Below are 17,057 nucleotides of genomic sequence, written 5' to 3'. Positions count from 1 at the left end.
GCTCAGCCTTCTGCCTTGGCTTTCGCCTTGGCGCTTTTGGTTTTGGATGCAGCCGGCTTCTTCGCCGTGCTTTTCTTGGCTGGCGTCTTGCGAGCGGTGGCCTTCTTCGTCTTGCCACCCTTCGCCGCCTTGGCCTCGATCAGCTCGAGCGCTTCTTCCAGCGTGATCGTTTGCGGGTCCTTGTCCTTGGGCAACGTCGCGTTGATCTTGCCGTGATTGACGTAGGGGCCGTAGCGCCCCTCCATCACAGCGACAGCGCCGCCATCGGGATGTTCGCCAAGTGCCTTCAGCTCTTTCGCCCCGGAACGTCCGCGCCCTTTCTTCTCGGCGAGGAGAGAAATGGCCCGGTTTGCGCCCACAGTGAAAACGTCTTCGATGCTCTCCAGATTGGCGTATTTGCCATCATGCGAGACGAAGGGGCCGTAGCGCCCGAGACCCGCCGTGATCGGCTTGCCGGTTTCCGGATGGCTGCCGATCTCGCGGGGCAGCGAGAGCAGTTGAAGGGCTTTTTCGAGCGTCATCTCGTCGGCCTGCCAGCCGCGCGGCAGGCTCGAGCGCTTCGGTTTTTCTTCGCCTTTCGCGGGATCGGGACCGAGCTGAACATAGGGGCCGAAGCGGCCGGAGCGCAAAATCACCGATTCACCGGTCTCCGGATCCTCGCCGAGCGGCATGCCTTCCGCGGTCATCGCCTGTTGCGCGACCTCGCCCTCCGCATCGGGCTCGGTGATCTGGCGCGTGTACCGACACTCGGGATAGTTGGAGCAGCCGATGAAGGCGCCGAAACGCCCAAGCTTCAACGATAGCTTACCGTCGCCGCAGCTGGGGCAGCTGCGCGGGTCGCTGCCGTCTTCGCGCGGCGGGAAGACGAAGTCGCCCAGCATTTCGTTGAGCGCTTCGAGAACCTCCGACACGCGGATGTCCTTGATGTCGTCCAGATTGCCCTGAAAGTCGCGCCAGAAATCGCGCAGCACCGCCTGCCAGGAGAGTTCGCCGGCGGAAACCTTGTCGAGCTTCTCTTCAAGATCGGCGGTGAAGTCGTACTCCACATAGCGCCGGAAAAAGCTCTCCAGGAAGGCCGTCACAAGCCGGCCCTTGTCCTCCGGCATGAGGCGCCGCTTGTCCATCCGCACGTAGCCGCGGTCGCGCAGAACGGTCATCGTCTGCGCGTAAGTGGACGGGCGGCCGATGCCGAGCTCTTCCATCTTCTTGATGAGAGAGGCTTCCGTGTAGCGGGGAGGGGGCTCGGTAAAGTGCTGATCGGCACTGACGGATTTCGCGTCAAGACCGTCGCCGGCGGTGACGGCCGGCAGACGCCCGTCCTCCTCCTCGTCGGGGTCGTCGCGACCCTCCTGGTAAAGGGTCAGAAAACCGTCGAAGCGCACCACTGAACCCGTCGCTCGAAGGCCGAGGCGATGGTCGCCGTTCTTCGCATCGACTTCGATCGTGGTGCGCTCCATCTCCGCAGAGCTCATTTGGCTGGCGACGGTACGCTTCCAGATGAGCTCGTAGAGCCTGGCCTGATCGCGATCGAGCTGACGTTCGACATGGGCGGGCAAGCGCGCCGGATCGGTCGGCCGGATCGCTTCGTGCGCTTCCTGCGCGTTCTTTGCCTTGACGAAATAGCGCCGCGGCTGATCGGGCAGATAGCGCTTGCCGAAATCGCCACTGATCAGATCGCGCACGGCCGCGACCGCTTCCGGTGCCATGTCGACGCCGTCGGTTCGCATATAAGTGATGAGGCCGATCGTCTCGCCGCCGATATCCACGCCCTCATAGAGGCGCTGGGCGACCTGCATCGTGCGGCTCGCATCGAAGCCGAGCTTGCGCTGCGCTTCCTGTTGCAGGGTCGAGGTGGTGAAAGGCGGCTGCGGATTGCGCGAATGCGGTTTCGATTCGACGCTCGCGACGGAAAAATCCGCCCCTTCGAGAAGGGTCTTCAGACTTTTTGCCTGCGCCTCGTCCCCAATGGAGAGCTTGGTCAGCTTCTTGCCGTCTGCCGCGACGAGACGGGCGACAAAGGTATCCTTGGCCGGTGTCGCGAGATTGGCCGCCAGCGACCAATATTCCTGCGGCCGAAACCGTTCGATTTCCGATTCGCGCTCGCAGACGAGACGCAGCGCCACCGACTGCACGCGTCCGGCGGAACGCGCGCCGGGCAGCTTGCGCCATAGGACCGGCGACAGGGAAAAGCCGACGAGATAGTCGAGTGCGCGGCGGGCGAGGTAAGCCTCCACCAGCGCATCGTCGATCATGCGCGGATGCGCCATCGCCTCTTCCACTGCGCGCTTCGTGATGGCGTTGAAGACGACGCGGGCCACGGGCTTGTCCTTCAAGCCTTTGCGGGAGCGCAGCACTTCCAGCACGTGCCAGGAAATGGCTTCGCCTTCGCGATCGGGGTCAGTGGCGAGCAGAATGCGGTCGGCAGACTTGGCCGCCTCCGCGATGTCACTCAAACGCTTCTTGGCCTTGTCGGCGACTTCCCACGACATGGCGAAGTCCTCGTCGGGCCGCACCGAGCCGTCTTTGGAAGGCAGATCTCGCACATGCCCATAGGAGGCGAGCACCCGATAATCGGGGCCGAGATACTTATTGATCGTCTTCGCCTTAGCGGGCGATTCGACAATCACGAGGTCCATACGGGTACTCCATTGGGCGGGGAAAAAGGCGGCACGCGCACGGCCTCACTTGGATTGGGAAACAGGCGCGGTCAAGGCCACGGAACGACAAGGTGGGCCGGCGGCGCACTTTCGCCCCCTGTTCTCGTAGCTTAAAATCAACTAAAGCGTGTGCATTGATTTACGAATCGCGCCGAAGATGCACCGCGCCTTGCAGACATTGAATAAACAGGAACGGCGGGATTTAGCCGAGGATATCGCTGTCGAGGCAAGCCAATGGCGCCGCCGCGCCGATGAGGCGAATCTGCCATTTCTCGCTTATCTCATCGAGATGGTCGTCCTTGAGGCCTGGCGGGAAGCCACAGAAGAAAATGTGAATGATATCAATCCTCAAAACTGAACGCAGAGGGTGGGGTGGCGCCCTGCTTCAGTAGATAAGTGAGATCCGTCCTCCCGGATGACGCTCCAGGCGCCCGGCAAGCTCGAGTTCCAAGAGGACAACAGCCACGAGGCGGGCAGACAGCCTTGTATGCGCGATCAACTCGTCGACATGCACCGGCGTCGGCCCGAGCGCCTCGAGGATGCGACTGCGATCATCGTTTACGGGTTCAATCAGGGGTTGCTTTTCGGGCTCCTCTGGTGGGAGTTCGAAACCCTCTCGCGTCGGCGGTGCAAGGACTTGCGGCAAGGCCTGGATGACGTCGGCAGCCTCCGTGATCAGATGGGCCCCCTGTTTTAGGAGGCGATTGGTGCCGGCCGCACGAGGGTCGAGGGGCGATCCCGGGACGGCCATGACCTCGCGGTTTTGTTCGAGCGCGAGGCGTGCGGTGATGAGCGAGCCCGACCTTTCTGCGGCTTCCACGACGACGGTCGCAAGGCTCATGCCTGCGATAATTCGGTTGCGCCGCGGAAAGTCGCGTGCCCGCGGCTGCCAGCCCATCGCCATCTCGCTGATAGCGGCGCCCCGCTGCGCGAGGATCTTGTCGAGTAGTGGACGATGTTCCTCCGGATAGACGACGTCGACGCCGCCGGCAAAGACGGCGATCGTCCCCGTCGCAAGAGCGGCCTGGTGCGCACTCTGATCGATGCCGCGGGCAAGGCCGGAAACGATCGAGAAACCGGCCTCTCCAAGCCCGGATGCGAGACGCTGCGCCATCCTTTGTCCGGCGAGGGAGGCATTGCGGGCGCCGACGATGGCAATGGCTGGGCGGGCGAGCACCTCGGATGCGCCCCGCATGCAAATAAGCGGCGGTGGCTGGTCGGCATGACGCAGCCACGGCGGGTAGTCCGGCTCACCCATGCCGATGAAGCGTGCGCCGGCGCGCTCTGCCGCGGCGAGCTCGCGGTCGATATCGTCCTCGCTGGCGATCCGGATGTTGCGTCTCGCGCCGCCCCGGCGGGAGAGATCAGGAAGCGCTTCGAGGGCCGCAGAGGCTGAGCCGAAATGATTGATAAGAGAACGAAATGTCTGCGGACCGACATTTTCGCTCCGGATGAGACGCAGCCAGGCCCGTCGCTGCTCTGCCGTCAGGCGAACGCCTTCCGGGGGCGGCGTGCTCACTTCTGCCCGATCTTCGATTCGGTGCCGTTGAGGAGACGACGAAGGTTCTCCCGATGCCGGAACCACAAGATGAAAGTGACCGCGAGGAAGAGCTCGGCCAGGAGTGTCTGGCCGCTGAGGAACAGGATGACAGGCGTCAATGCGCTCGTCAGCAGCGCTGCAAGGGACGAATAGCGCGTGAACCAGGCGGTCCCGATCCAGATCGCCGCTGCGGCAATCAGCGTTGGCCATGAGAGCGGCAGAAGAATGCCGAAGAAGGTGGCGACGCCTTTGCCACCCCTGAAGCCGAGCCAGACCGGAAAGCAATGCCCGAGAAAGGCGCCGAAGGCCGCGGCCAGCGCTGGCTCAAAGCCCCATTGCCAGCCAATGAGAATGGGGATCGTACCCTTGAGCGCATCCGCCAGAAGTGTCGCTGCCGCGAGCTTCTTGTTGCCGGTGCGCAAAACGTTGGTAGCCCCGATGTTGCCGGAGCCGATCTTGCGAATGTCGCCGAACCCGGCAAGCCTTGAAAGGATAAGGCCGGACGGGATGGACCCGAAGAGATAGCCGAGAACAAGGCCACCGATCAGGGTTGGCAGGAGAAGTGTCCAATTGCTCGCATCGGCGGTCACAGCTTCTGCCCCCGTGTCTGTGGCCTAATTTCGTTGCCCATCTCCATAAGGATAGACGGTTTTGCCGGCAACCAGTGTGCGAACCACCTGGCCGGTCAGCCGCGCCCCTTCGAAGCAGGTGTTCTTTGAACGCGAATGCAGGCTTTCTTCCTTCACGACCCATGGCTTGTCGAGGTCGATGATCGCGAGATCCGCCGGCGCACCTGGGCGAAGTGTCCCAACCGGCAGATCGAGAAGGCGTGCAGGCGTCGTCGCCATGGCTTCGATGAGACGCATCAGACTGACCTCGCCGCTATGGACCAGACGCAGCCCAACCGAGAGGAGGGTGTCCAGGCCCACAGCCCCGTCCGCGGCCTCGGCGAAAGGCTGCCGCTTTCCTTCCACGTCCTGCGGGTCGTGCGCCGAAACGATGACGTCGAGGGTTCCGTCGGCAAGCGCGGCCACGATCGCCTGCCGGTCGTCCTCGCTTCTGAGAGGCGGCGACATTTTGAAGAACGTTCTATAGGAGCCGATATCGCCCTCGTTCAAAGCGAGATGCGCGATCGCTGCTCCGGCTGTGACCCCGACGCCATTTTCTTTCGCCTGCCGCAGCACGGCAATGGAATCCGCGCAGGAAAGCTGGGCTGCGTGATAGCGCCCGCGCGTGAGCCTCGCCAATCTCAGGTCCCGGTCGAGCATGATCGTTTCCGCTTCGCGCGGAATACCCGGAAGTCCGAGCCGCGTCGCGACTTCACCGGCATTCATGACGCCTGCGCGGGCGAGATCGGCGTCCTGGGTATGGTGGACGATGAGTGCTTCGAAGTCGCGCGCATAGGTGAGGGCATTGCGCATCACCTGCGCGGAGCGCAGCGATTTTCGTCCCTCCGAGAAGGCGACGGCGCCCGCATCCTTAAGGAGGCCGAACTCCGAAATTTCCTCGCCCTTAAGGCCCTTGCTGATCGCCGCCATCGGATGGACATGCACGAGCGCGTTGTGTGTGGCGCGTCTCAAGATAAAATCGACGAGTGCGGGATCGTCGATCACCGGATCCGTATCCGGCATGGTGACGATGGTGGTGACGCCGCCGGCCGCCGCCGCACGGCTTGCGGTTTCCAGCGTTTCCAGATGTTCGGCGCCGGGTTCGCCCACGAAGACCCGCATATCGACCAGGCCCGGGATGATCGTCTTGCCGGTGCAGTCGACCACCTCCCAGCCTTCGGGGACACCATGGTTATGAGCTTCGGGACCCGCGGCGACGATGCGCCCGTCAGAGACGACGACGGCGCCTGGGCTGTCGAGACCGCGTGCGGGATCGACGATGCGGGCATTGGTGAGAAGAATTGGACGGGCCATTGGATCAGTGATTGGGCAGGTGTTGGGCGAGGGCTTCGAGGACGGCCATTCGCACGGCCACGCCCATCTCCACTTGTTCGCGGATCACGCTTTGCGGGCCATCGGCGACGAGTGGATCGATCTCAACGCCGCGATTCATCGGGCCTGGATGCATGACCAGCGCATCCGGGCGGGCGAGGGCGAGCTTTTCCTCGTCGAGCCCGTAATAGCGGAAATACTCCCGGATGCTCGGGACGTAAGCGGCGGTCATGCGCTCCCGCTGGAGGCGCAGCATCATGACGACGTCGGCGTCCTTGAGGCCGGTGCGCATGTCGTTGAAGACGTCCGCGCCGTAGCATTCGATGTTGGACGGCAGCAATGTCGACGGCGCGATCAGCCGGATCCGTGCGCCCATCACCATGAGCAGCAGGATGTTGGAGCGTGCGACGCGCGAATGACGAATGTCGCCGCAGATCGCGACGGTGAGCCCGTCGAGGCGGCCTTTGTGGCGGCGGATCGTGAGAGCATCGAGGAGCGCCTGCGTGGGATGCTCGTGGGCACCGTCGCCAGCGTTGATCACCGAACATTCGACCTTCTGCGCAAGAAGCTCGACGGCGCCCGCCGCATGATGGCGGACCACCAGAATGTCCGGTCGCATGGCGTTCAGGGTCATCGCCGTGTCGATCAGGGTCTCGCCCTTCTTCACGGAGGAAGACGAGACGGCCATGTTCATGACATCGGCGCCGAGCCGTTTGCCGGCGAGCTCGAAACTCGATTGCGTTCGTGTCGACGCCTCGAAGAACAGATTGATCTGCGTGCGTCCGCGCAGGGTCTGCTTCTTCTTTTCGATCTGGCGAGAGACGGCGATTTGCTCCTCAGCGAGATCTAAAAGCGAACCGATCTCGAGCGGAGACAGCCCTTCAATACCGAGAAGGTGCTGATGGGGGAAAGAGGATGCTGGGGTCATTAAAGGGGTGCCTATAGGCACAATCGTCCAAGACGGCAACATGGGAGCCGCCGACCGCGGCGTTTTTCCCCTACGTTTACAGCCCCGACACGGGCCTGTGAGCGCAGCTTAAAGCGCTGCGGAAAAAGCTTTAATATTATGCAGATTCGTGCAGGCTCACCCTATGACAGAGACAATGAATCCGGGCCGGGATGCCACGCATGCGGTGTTCAATCAGACGCCGCCGCGCATCAATCTTGACCTGTTTCAAACGGACCCGCTCCTCGACCTGATGTGCGCCGGGTTCGCCGATCCGATCCGCGAGAATCTGCAGCAGAACGGCCGCTTCTGGGGGAGCGGCGAGGCCCGCGAATTCGCTCGCCTCGCCAACAGCGATCTGCCGGAATTGAAGCGTTACGATGCCTGGGGCCGGCGCATCAACGAGGTCGAATTCCATCCGGCCTATCACGCCTTGATGCGTCGCTCGGTCGCTTCGGGCCTGCATTGCTCGGTCTGGGAGCGCGGCGGCGAGGAAGAACCCGTCCGCCACCGGGCCCGTGCCGCTCGGCTCTATATGACTGCGCAGGCCGAGTGCGGGCATATTTGTCCGATGACGATGACGAATGCGTCGATCGCCAGCTTGCGCCACAGCCCGGATCTCTTGAGCGAATGGGGACCGCGGCTCCTGTCGCGCACCTACGACCGTGCCTCGCGCAATCCTGCCGAAAAGCAGGGCGTGACGATCGGCATGGGCATGACGGAAAAGCAGGGCGGCACGGATGTGCGCCAGAACCGCACCCATGCAGAGCCGACGAACCAGGGCTTCCACCGTTTGACCGGCCACAAATGGTTCATGTCGGCCCCGATGTCGGATGCCTTCCTCGTCCTTGCACAGACTGAAAACGGCCTGAGCTGCTTCCTGATGCCGCGCTTTCTGCCGGACGGAACGGCGAACGCCATCCGCTTCGAGCGCTTGAAGGACAAGCTCGGCAATCGCTCCAACGCCTCGTCGGAGGCGGAATTCGATGGCGCTCATGCCTGGATGGTGGGCGAAGAAGGCAAGGGCGTGCGAACCATCATCGAAATGGTGACCTATACGCGCCTCGATTGCGCCGTCGCATCGACCGGGCTCATGCGCGCCGGGCTTGCCGAAGCCGTCCACCATTGTCGCCATCGCCATGTCTTTGGTTCAGAACTTCTCGATAAACCTCTGATGCAGAGGGTTTTGTGCGATCTGACGCTGGATCTTGCCGCAGCAGTCGCTTTGTCCTTCCGTCTTGCTGAAGCTTTCGATCTGGCCGCCGACAGGCCCGAGGAAGAAGCCTTCGCGCGGTTGATGACGCCGGTCGCAAAATACTGGATCTGCAAATCGGCGCAGCCCTTCCTGGCCGAGACGATGGAATGCCTCGGCGGCAATGGCTATGTCGAGGAAAGCATCATGCCACGTCTGGTGCGCGAGGCGCCGGTCAATGCCATCTGGGAAGGCTCCGGCAACGTCATGGCGCTCGACGTCCTGCGCGTACTGGGCCGCGATCCTCATATCCTGGCGATGGTTCTTGAAAACTTCCGCCAGGAACTCGGCCACAATGGCCGCGCGGCCGTCGATGTTCTCGCGGCGGCTGCCGAGGTCGCCATGGAGGACGAAGGAAGCGCGCGCGTACTGACCGAGCAATTGGCGCTGACGGCGGCTGCGGCCGCGCTGCGGCGCGATTTCCCGCCCGTCTTCGCCGATGCCTTCATCGAGACGCGGCTCGGGCGGCCCTGGCGCTCGACCTATGGAATGTTGGACCGGCGCTTCAACATGCGAGCGCTCCTGGATTATGCGTTTCCGGAGCCTTGATCCTCAGACGCGCTGGCGCCGCAATGTCGCCAGCCGGTCGAGTGCACCTTGCAGAATATAGGCGGCCGCCGCGGCATCGACCCGCTCGGCACGTTTGCGCCGGGACAGGTCGGCCTCGATCATCGCCCTTTCGACCGCCATCGTGGACATGCGCTCGTCCCACAAGGTGATCGGCAAATCCGTGAGCGTCTTCAGATTGCGGACGAAGGCACGCGTCGCCTGACAGCGCGGGCCCTCGCTGCCGTCCATGTTGACGGGCAGGCCGAGGACGAGACCGCCGATTCTCTCCGTCGTGCACAGTGACAGGAGGCTCGCCGCGTCCTGTCCGAACTTGACGCGACGGATGGTCGTCACAGGGCTCGCGACGTTCTGTCCTGGATCCGAAACGGCGATACCGATGGTCTTTGTCCCGAGGTCGAGACCCGCAAGCCGCGTTCCCATGGGGGCGGCGGTGGAAAACTCTTCGATTGTGAGGTCAGCAGCCATTCGATTCGCCTAGCACGGCCGGCGTGCATTGTCGCGGCTTCAAGAATTCGCCACATAGGGCGCCATGGGCAAGGAACTGATTCCGCCTCCAGGCGGAGGCGAGGGCGACGAGAACATCGTCCCCATCAATCTGCGTGAAGCGCTTGAAGAGCGCTATCTCGCCTATGCGCTGTCGACGATCATGAATCGGGCGCTGCCGGATGTGCGCGACGGGCTGAAGCCCGTCCATCGGCGCATCCTGCACGCCATGCGTCTGATGCGGCTTCTGCCGGGCTCGGGCTTCAAAAAGTCGGCGAAGGTCGTCGGCGAAGTGATGGGTAATTTTCACCCGCATGGCGATCAGGCGATCTACGACGCCATGGTCCGCCTCGCGCAAAGCTTTGCGGTCCGCTATCCGCTCGTCGACGGGCAGGGCAATTTCGGCAATGTCGACGGCGATAACGCGGCCGCCATGCGCTACACCGAAGCGCGACTGACCGAGGTTGCGAACCTTCTGCTTGAAGGCATCGACGAGAACGCCGTCGATTTTCGCGCCACCTATGATGGCGAGGACGAGGAGCCGGTCGTCCTTCCGGGAGCGTTCCCGAACCTTCTGGCGAACGGCGCGTCGGGCATCGCCGTCGGCATGGCCACGAACATTCCTCCGCACAACGCGGCCGAATTGTGCGACGCGGCTCTCCACCTCATCAAGCACCCGAATGCGAGTGCGGAGAAGCTGCTCGAATTCGTCCCGGGTCCGGATTTCCCGACCGGTGGCGTCATCGTCTCTCCCGCCTCCGATCGGCTGGAAGCCTATTCGACCGGGCGCGGCATGATGCGCGTGCGCGCGCGTTGGGAAAAAGAGGAAGGCAGCCGCGGCGCCTGGTCGGCGATCATCACTGAAATCCCCTATCAGGTGCAGAAGGGGCGGCTGATCGAGCAGATCGCGAGCCAGGTCGAGGCCCGCAAATTGCCCCTCGTGGGCGATGTTCGGGATGAGAGCGCGGAGGACGTGCGCATCGTCATCGAGCCGAAGAGCCGCGCGGTCGATCCTGACCTGATGATGGAATCGCTTTTCAAGCGTGCCGATCTCGAAGTGCGCTTCTCGCTCAACATGAACGTCATCTCGCAAGGCCGTGTGCCGAAGGTGATGTCCTTGCGAGATGTCTTGAACGAATGGTTGCACCACCGGCGCGACGTGCTTCTGCGCCGCACCCGCCATCGTTTGGATAAGATCGCCCACCGTCTGGAAATTCTGGGCGGCTATCTGATCGCCTATCTCAACCTCGACGAGGTGATCCGCATCATCCGCGAAAGCGACGAGCCCAAGCCGGAGCTGATGCAGGCCTTCGATTTGACCGATGTTCAGGCGGAGGCGATCCTCAATATGCGCCTGCGCGCTTTGAGGAAGCTCGAAGAGATCGAGATCCGCAAGGAGCACGAGGCTCTGACCGCCGAGCAGACGGATCTGACGGGCCTCCTTGAATCGGAAGAGCGTCAGTGGAAATGCGTCTCTTTCGAAATCTCTTCGGTGAAGAAGAAGTTCGGTCCGGACACCGAGATCGGTCGCCGGCGCACGACGTTTGCCGATGCCCCGGAGATCGACGTCGAGGAGATCCAGCAGGCGATGATCGAGCGCGAGCCGATCACGGTCATCCTGTCTGAAAAGGGCTGGCTGCGCACGATGCGTGGCCATATGACCGATTTCTCGTCGCTGAGCTTCAAGGAAGGCGACCGTCTCAAGATCGCGTTCCCGGCGCACACGACCGACAAGATCTTGTTCTTTTCCACCGGCGGCAAGGCATTCACCCTCGAGGCCGCCCGGCTGCCCGGTGGCCGCGGCCAGGGAGAGCCGGTCCGCCTTATGGTGGAGATGGATAAGGACAGCGACATCCTTGCCGCCTTCGTGCACGACCCGCAGGTAAAACGCCTCGTCGCGTCATCCGTCGGAAACGGCTTCATTATCGCCGAAAGCGATATGGTAGCAAACACTCGTAAGGGTCGGCAAATATTGAATGTATCGGGATCGGATGAGGCCCGGATTTGCGTTCCGGCCGCCGGCGATCATGTCGCCGTCATTGGAGAGAACCGCAAGCTTCTGATTTTCCCGAGGGAGCAGCTGCCGGAAATGACACGCGGCAAGGGGGTCAGGCTGCAGCGCTACAAGGATGGCGGCATTTCGGACGTGCGCGTCTTCGAAGGCGAACAGGGACTCTCCTGGAGCGATTCTGCCGGCCGTACGCACGCGCGCTCTTATGGCGATCTGTCTGAGTGGCTCGGCGAACGCGCGCAGGCGGGACGGATGGCACCGCAGGGTTTTCCGAAGTCGAACCGCTTCAGCCCCGCGTCCTGAGGGCGATCAGTCGACAAGTTTGAGGTCGGCGATCACCGGGTAATGGTCGGAACCGAGATAGGGGCCCCGTCTCACATCGGTTTTGCGGATGGCTTTTCCGATGAAGATATGGTCGAGCGGCATGAAGGGGCCGAAGGCGCGAACCGTATTTCGGCCGCGAAAGACGGCCTTTTCGCTCGGCCAGGTCGGCATGGCGCGCGTGATACGGTGCAACGGGATCGCCGCGCCGAATCTCTGCAAGGCAAACGACCACGGCGTTGAATTGAAGTCGCCTGCGAGGATCGTGTTGGGTCCTGCATCCTGCAGATCCTTCCTCATGGCCTCAAACTGCATCGTCTGGCCCCGCGCCGGTACCGGCCAGTCGAGATGCGTGCCCCAGACGGTGACGGGAATGCCGTCCTTCTCAAACGTGACGCTCATGAGTGAGACGTTGTTTTCCCGAGGCTCTCCGGCGGGAGGATCCCACACATAGGTCTTGGTGAACGGATGGCGGGTAAGGATCGCGACGTCGCAGAAATGCGCCGAGAAGCAATCGAGCCGATAGGGTAGAAAAGGCTTCAGCTCCGCCAAAACATGCGCCGTATTGGGCCAGGCCTCGATCAAGACGAGGACGTCCGGGCGCTCCCGCTCGACCATCCGGGCGAGCCCCGCAGCGTCGACGCGTTTGTCGAGCATGTTGAAACTGATCACTTTCAGAGGAACGCCAGCGGTCTCGGCTGCGATGCTTCCGAAATGCGCTTCCGGCAAAATCTCCGCGATCAGGAACCAGCCTTGGGCGAGCGCGAGGAAGACGCCGAGTGCGAAGGCCAGCCTCAAACGGACAAAGAGGGCGAGTGCCGCGACAAGCGAGAACCCAGCAAAGAGAAAGGGCCGGAAGTGATTGATGCTGTCGAGAGACGGCCACCAATAGCCGCCAAAGCTGATCAGGCTCGCCAGCATCACACCGGCGAGCCCCACCCACACGAGAAATCTCAGCAAAAGCGTTCCCAGCCTCGCATGGTCAGCCGTTCCTGCGGTCGGAAACGCGATTTGTACGCCATCTTTCGGGAACCCTCGACCCAATAGCCGAGATAGACATAGGGCTTTCCGAGCCGCTTGGCGCGCTCGATGTGATCGAGGATGATGAAGGTCCCGAGGGAGCGGTCTTTCGCCTCCGGGTCGAAGAACGAATAGACCATCGAGAGCCCGTCGGCGAGCACGTCGGTCAGAGCGCAGGCGATGAGTTCGCCGTCGCCCCGCCGTCCGGTGGCGCTGTCGGCGGTGCGCCGCCGGTATTCGACGAGTTTCGTCTCGACATGGCTGTCTTCGACCATGAGCGAATAGTCGAGAACCGTCATCTGCAGCATGCCGCCACCGGAATGTCGCTCTTCGAGATATCGGTAGAAGAGAGAATACTGATCGGTGGTTGCGATGTTGTCGCGCCAGTCGGAGACGAGATCGCGATTGCGCTGCGTGATTCGACGCATCGAGCGCGTCGGAGAAAAAAGGTCGGCACAGACCCGAACCGACACGCAGGCCGCGCAACGGTCACAGGCCGGTCGATAGGCGATCGTCTGACTGCGCCGGAAGCCGCCCTGGCTCAAAATGTCGTTCAAAGGCGCCGAATGCGGTCCCGCGAGTTGGGTGAAGACTTTGCGTTCCTGCCGACCGGGAAGATAGGGGCAGGGGCCAGGGGCTGTGAGATAGAATTGCTGAGCTTCTGCGATCGGCCGCGTCATATGAACCTCACTCAGATGCCATAATACCACGGCGCGAACAGTGAAAACACAAGCCATGAAATGATGGTGAGCGGTCCGCCCGCCAAGAGGAAATCGACGAAACGATAATTTCCCGGGCCCATGACGAGGAGATTCGTCTGGTAACCGATCGGTGTCGCAAACGAGGCGTTGGCGGCGAAGATCACGGCCATGACGAAGGGCAGGGCCGGAGCCCCGATGGCCGCGGCCGCTGAGACCGCGATCGGGGTAAAAAGCACGGCTGTCGCGTTGTTCGACAAGACGTTGGTGAGGATCGCGATCAACGCGAAGAGCGCCGAGAGTAGCAGACGCGGCCCTCCATGTTCCGTTATCGCGACGAGGTGCTCCGCCAGGAATTGTGCGCCGCCTGTTCGCTCCAGCGCGGTCGCGAGGGCGATCGAGGCGCCAATCAACATGAAAATGCGGCTGTCGAAGGCCCGCCGCGCCTGGCGAATGTTGAGGCAGCCGAAGACGAGCATCAGGAGGGCCGCACCAAGCGCTGCAATCGCGATGGGGACGAGCCCGGTCGCCGCGAGGACGATCAGCCCTGTGAAGATGAGGATCGAGCGAAGTGTATCCCTCCGCGCCGGCAGCGGCGCGAACGATTTTTCGAGCAGAAGCAGATCACGGCTGCCGCGCAGCCGATCGAAGGCGGCGTCCTTACCGGAAAGAAGCAGCACGTCGCCTTCTTCAAGCCGCACGTCGGAGAACGCCTGGCGGGACATGCGCCCGCGCCGCTCGACGGCGACGACACTGATGCCGCTCGTCTGCTCGATACCCGTCTCGGCCGGCGAGCGACCGATGATGCGGCCGCCGGGCGCTACGATTGCTTCGCCGACGGAATGTGTGCCGCCACCGGCGGTCTCGGTGCTGCGTTCGCCGCGCGCCGGCTTGATGATGCCGTGACGGGCGAGATCCTCGCGGATGCCGCTGAAAACCGCGAGATCGCCCGGCTGCAGCTCGAGATCTTCGAAAGGAGGTAGATGGATGGCGGTGCCGCGTCGCACCAAGCGAACGGTGACGTCGCGGAGCCCCGGGAACAATCCGGAGACCGAGCGCATACCGACGAGCGGATGCCCCTCCGGCAGAACGATTTCTGTGATGAACTGCTTGCCGCTCGCGAACTTGACCGCTTCCTGGGGGCGTTTCCCGAAGAAGCGGGGAATGACGAACAGGATGTAGGGGACCGCGATCGCGGCGATCGCAAGTCCGGGGGCCGTAAGATCGAAGAGCCTGAGATTGATGCCAGCTTCGTGATGCGCCACCTGCGCGACCAGAAGATTGGTCGACGAGCCGATCAACGTCGTCGAGCCGCCGATGATGGTCGCAAAATTCATCGCCATGAGAAGCTTCGCCGGTGAGATCCGCTGCTCACGGGCGAGCGACATCAGCACCGGGATCATCATCACCACGACGGGCGTGTTGTTGAGGAAGGCCGAAAGTGCGCCCGCGAAGACGATGAGGAGTATGAAGACCGCAGATGGCGGCAGGCGGGTGTTGCGCGCAAGGTGCCGGCTCGGAGCGTCGAGCGCGCCGGTCTGAAACAGACCTTGCCCCACCACGATGAGGCTGAGGACGGCCACGAGTGCGGGGTTGGCGAAGCCCTGCAGCAGATCTTCAAACGACAACGGGGAGGACAGGCCAAAGGCCCCTGGAGCAACGACGAAGACGAGCGTCAGCAGAACCAGCGAGGCGAGCGCGGTCGTCTCGACCGCCACGCGCTCGAGCGAAAAGCCAACGATGGTCAGTGCGATCACCCCGAAGGTGAGCCACATCTGCAAATCGGAAAAAGTCATGCCCGGCTCCGTCGGCAAAGTACCGGCGGAGTCAAGACCCTACAATCCCAGATTGTCGCGGCGATCGGCGAGGGACGGACGCTTGGCGCGCCTCAAAACCGGCCGTCATCCCTGCGGATGACCGTCGTTCCAAGAACGATGTCGTGGAGAAGCCTTTTGCGTGGAGAGAACAGGGAAACAAGCAGAACAAAGGGCGTCAGCACCGTCACCGAGAACCAGAAGAGGACAGCATGAACGAAGGCGAGGAGGCTGTACATGCGCCCGCCGTCGAAGGTGCGCATCTCGATCCCCATGGCGCGCATCCCGGGTGTGGCCGATTCGGAGCTGCCGAGAGTGAACATCGTGTAGAGGATCGGGACGACGGGCCAGATCAGCCCGAAGAGAAGCCAGCCGAGGCCGAGTGTGAAAAGGCCAAGGAAGGTGATGGCAACGAACGATACGGTCATCAGCACGACCATGATGACGGCATCGACCAGAAAGGCCGAAATACGGCGCGTTCTGACGTTGTCGTAGAGCTCGGGATGCTGTGTCGGATCAAGCATCCGCGTCTCGTCCAGGTCGATCGCGTCGTGGATTGCAGTCATGGGCCTCTCCTTCGATCCTGAGGAAGTGGGGAGGCCCATGCTCGGCTTCAAGCTCTGCCAGACGCAGCTTCTAGAGGCTGGCGCGCAGGATCTCTGCGGCGCGTGGCGCGAAATAGGTGAGGATGGAATCGGCACCCGCCCGCTTGAACGCGACCAGCTGCTCCATCATCGCCCGCTCGCCATCGAGCCAGCCATTCGCGGCGGCTGCCTGGATCATCGAATACTCGCCAGACGTATTGTAGGCGACGGTTGGCATGCCGAACGTGTCTTTCAGGCGTCGGATGATGTCGAGATAGGGAAGCCCTGGCTTCACCATGATCATGTCGGCGCCCTCGGCGATGTCGAGTTCGGCCTCGCGCAAAGCCTCGTCCGAATTGGCGGGATCCATCTGATAGGTCTTCTTGTCGCCCGACAGCATGGTTCCCGAGCCGACGGCGTCGCGGAACGGCCCATAGAAGGCCGAGGCGTATTTCGCGGTGTACGCGACGATCTGCACATGACCGTAGCCGGCGGCGTCCAGCGTTTCGCGGATGGCGCCGACGCGCCCGTCCATCATGTCGGACGGCGCGACGATGTCGCAGCCGGCCTCCGCCTGCACCAATGCCTGACGGGCAAGCACCGACACGCTTTCGTCGTTGATGATCTGACCTTCACGCAGAAGGCCGTCATGACCGTGGCTCGTATAGGGATCGAGCGCGACGTCGGTCAAAAGGCCGACTTCGGGAACCGCTTTCTTGATCTCCCGGCATGCGCGGCAAATGAGGTTGGAATCGTTGAGCGCCTCGCTGCCTTGATCGTCACGCTTTTCCGGATGCGTATTCGGGAAGAGCGCGAGTACCGGAATGCCGAGATCTCTCGCACGCTCTGCGGCTTTGACTGCGAGATCGACCGAAAAGCGCTCCACGCCCGGCATCGAAGGGACGGGTTCGCATGTGTTCTCGCCTTCGATGACAAAGATCGGCCAGATCAGATCGTCGAGTGAGAGGCGGTTTTCGCGAATAAGACGCCGCGACCAGTCGGTGCGGCGATTGCGGCGCATACGCCGCCGCCCGGTGATGCGGTCGACATCGGGCAGCGCGTCACTATGAAAGGACAAGTTCATGGAAACCCCCGGTTTCGTCGCGCGGACCATAGCCCCGCGTAAAGGCCGCGCCAAGGGAATGGCTCCTTTGCAAAACCGCGGGCGTCATTGACGCTCGATCAGGTGCTGCATAAAGCTCCGGCATGGAATTTGACCTT

At 62.6% G+C, this 17,057-nt stretch carries 14 protein-coding genes; 3 read left to right on the top strand and 11 right to left on the bottom strand.

Going from position 1 to position 17,057, the window contains the following annotated elements; translation table 11 throughout:
• Positions 1–2: 2 nt before the first annotated feature.
• Positions 3–2,636: a type I DNA topoisomerase gene (gene topA, locus NYQ83_RS01580; RefSeq protein ID WP_261211740.1), complete on the bottom strand. Its 2,634-nt coding sequence runs from the start codon at positions 2,634–2,636 to the stop codon at positions 3–5.
• A 190-nt stretch (positions 2,637–2,826) separates the two neighbouring features.
• On the opposite strand from topA, the gene NYQ83_RS01575 reads away from it, so the two are divergent.
• Positions 2,827–3,015: a hypothetical protein gene (locus NYQ83_RS01575; RefSeq protein WP_261211738.1), complete on the top strand. Its 189-nt coding sequence runs from the start codon at positions 2,827–2,829 to the stop codon at positions 3,013–3,015.
• 27 nt (positions 3,016–3,042) lie between these two features.
• Here the strand turns inward: NYQ83_RS01575 and dprA are convergent, their stop codons facing one another.
• Genes dprA through NYQ83_RS01555 form a run of 4 tightly spaced genes read right to left on the bottom strand, consistent with a single transcriptional unit; the run spans position 3,043 to position 7,065 of the window.
• Positions 3,043–4,176 carry a DNA-processing protein DprA gene (dprA, locus tag NYQ83_RS01570; RefSeq protein WP_261211736.1) on the bottom strand — a complete coding sequence of 378 codons (1,134 nt, stop codon included), beginning with the start codon at positions 4,174–4,176 and terminating at the stop codon, positions 3,043–3,045.
• Entirely contained in the window at positions 4,173–4,787 is a 615-nt protein-coding gene (gene plsY / locus NYQ83_RS01565; protein WP_261211734.1) for a glycerol-3-phosphate 1-O-acyltransferase PlsY, read from the bottom strand. Before plsY ends, dprA begins: the two co-directional genes overlap by 4 nt.
• Positions 4,788–4,811: 24 nt before the next feature.
• On the bottom strand, positions 4,812–6,119 hold the full coding sequence (locus tag NYQ83_RS01560) for a dihydroorotase (RefSeq protein WP_261211732.1): 1,308 nt from the start codon (positions 6,117–6,119) through the stop codon (positions 4,812–4,814).
• Positions 6,120–6,123: 4 nt separating this feature from the next.
• Positions 6,124–7,065: an aspartate carbamoyltransferase catalytic subunit gene (locus NYQ83_RS01555; RefSeq protein ID WP_128294010.1), complete on the bottom strand. Its 942-nt coding sequence runs from the start codon at positions 7,063–7,065 to the stop codon at positions 6,124–6,126.
• 163 nt (positions 7,066–7,228) lie between these two features.
• Here NYQ83_RS01555 and NYQ83_RS01550 point away from each other — a divergent pair, with 163 nt between their 5' ends.
• On the top strand, positions 7,229–8,884 hold the full coding sequence (locus tag NYQ83_RS01550) for an isovaleryl-CoA dehydrogenase (RefSeq protein ID WP_261211726.1): 1,656 nt from the start codon (positions 7,229–7,231) through the stop codon (positions 8,882–8,884).
• A 3-nt stretch (positions 8,885–8,887) separates the two neighbouring features.
• Here the strand turns inward: NYQ83_RS01550 and ruvX are convergent, their stop codons facing one another.
• The gene (gene ruvX / locus NYQ83_RS01545) at positions 8,888–9,370 is read right to left on the bottom strand and encodes a Holliday junction resolvase RuvX (protein WP_261211722.1); all 483 of its coding nucleotides are present in this window, start codon (positions 9,368–9,370) and stop codon (positions 8,888–8,890) included.
• A gap of 64 nt (positions 9,371–9,434) precedes the next feature.
• Between ruvX and parC the strand changes: the two genes are divergently transcribed.
• Positions 9,435–11,702 carry a DNA topoisomerase IV subunit A gene (parC, locus tag NYQ83_RS01540; RefSeq protein ID WP_261211720.1) on the top strand — a complete coding sequence of 756 codons (2,268 nt, stop codon included), beginning with the start codon at positions 9,435–9,437 and terminating at the stop codon, positions 11,700–11,702.
• Positions 11,703–11,708: 6 nt separating this feature from the next.
• Here the strand turns inward: parC and NYQ83_RS01535 are convergent, their stop codons facing one another.
• The 5 genes from NYQ83_RS01535 to hemB form a co-directional block, all read right to left on the bottom strand.
• Positions 11,709–12,680 (bottom strand): endonuclease/exonuclease/phosphatase family protein, encoded by a 972-nt coding sequence (locus NYQ83_RS01535; protein ID WP_261211718.1) that lies wholly within the window; start codon positions 12,678–12,680, stop codon positions 11,709–11,711.
• Positions 12,674–13,420, bottom strand: coding sequence for an arginyltransferase (locus NYQ83_RS01530; protein ID WP_092812433.1), 747 nt, complete (start codon positions 13,418–13,420; stop codon positions 12,674–12,676). Before NYQ83_RS01530 ends, NYQ83_RS01535 begins: the two co-directional genes overlap by 7 nt.
• 11 nt (positions 13,421–13,431) lie before the next feature.
• Positions 13,432–15,234: an SLC13 family permease gene (locus tag NYQ83_RS01525; protein ID WP_261211715.1), complete on the bottom strand. Its 1,803-nt coding sequence runs from the start codon at positions 15,232–15,234 to the stop codon at positions 13,432–13,434.
• A 92-nt stretch (positions 15,235–15,326) separates the two neighbouring features.
• Positions 15,327–15,818 carry an RDD family protein gene (locus tag NYQ83_RS01520; RefSeq protein WP_261211714.1) on the bottom strand — a complete coding sequence of 164 codons (492 nt, stop codon included), beginning with the start codon at positions 15,816–15,818 and terminating at the stop codon, positions 15,327–15,329.
• A gap of 70 nt (positions 15,819–15,888) precedes the next feature.
• Positions 15,889–16,920, bottom strand: a complete 1,032-nt coding sequence (gene hemB / locus NYQ83_RS01515) for a porphobilinogen synthase (protein ID WP_128294015.1) — start codon at positions 16,918–16,920, stop codon at positions 15,889–15,891.
• Between the last annotated feature and the right edge of the window lie 137 nt (positions 16,921–17,057).

Source organism: Afifella sp. JA880 (genome assembly GCF_025379905.1).
In the GTDB taxonomy this organism is placed as follows: domain Bacteria; phylum Pseudomonadota; class Alphaproteobacteria; order Rhizobiales; family Afifellaceae; genus Afifella; species Afifella aestuarii.
The sequence above is the reverse complement of the archived record's forward strand: the minus strand, read 5'-3'. Positions and strand labels throughout refer to the sequence as shown.

Coding starts and splice junctions, on each gene's coding strand:
- topA (WP_261211740.1), bottom strand. CDS start 2,636: ATGGACCTCGTGATTGTCGAATCGCCCGCTAAGGCGAAGACGATCAAT.
- NYQ83_RS01560 (WP_261211732.1), bottom strand. CDS start 6,119: ATGGCCCGTCCAATTCTTCTCACCAATGCCCGCATCGTCGATCCCGCA.
- NYQ83_RS01555 (WP_128294010.1), bottom strand. CDS start 7,065: ATGACCCCAGCATCCTCTTTCCCCCATCAGCACCTTCTCGGTATTGAA.
- NYQ83_RS01550 (WP_261211726.1), top strand. CDS start 7,229: ATGACAGAGACAATGAATCCGGGCCGGGATGCCACGCATGCGGTGTTC.
- ruvX (WP_261211722.1), bottom strand. CDS start 9,370: ATGGCTGCTGACCTCACAATCGAAGAGTTTTCCACCGCCGCCCCCATG.
- parC (WP_261211720.1), top strand. CDS start 9,435: ATGGGCAAGGAACTGATTCCGCCTCCAGGCGGAGGCGAGGGCGACGAG.
- NYQ83_RS01530 (WP_092812433.1), bottom strand. CDS start 13,420: ATGACGCGGCCGATCGCAGAAGCTCAGCAATTCTATCTCACAGCCCCT.
- NYQ83_RS01525 (WP_261211715.1), bottom strand. CDS start 15,234: ATGACTTTTTCCGATTTGCAGATGTGGCTCACCTTCGGGGTGATCGCA.
- NYQ83_RS01520 (WP_261211714.1), bottom strand. CDS start 15,818: ATGACTGCAATCCACGACGCGATCGACCTGGACGAGACGCGGATGCTT.
- hemB (WP_128294015.1), bottom strand. CDS start 16,920: ATGAACTTGTCCTTTCATAGTGACGCGCTGCCCGATGTCGACCGCATC.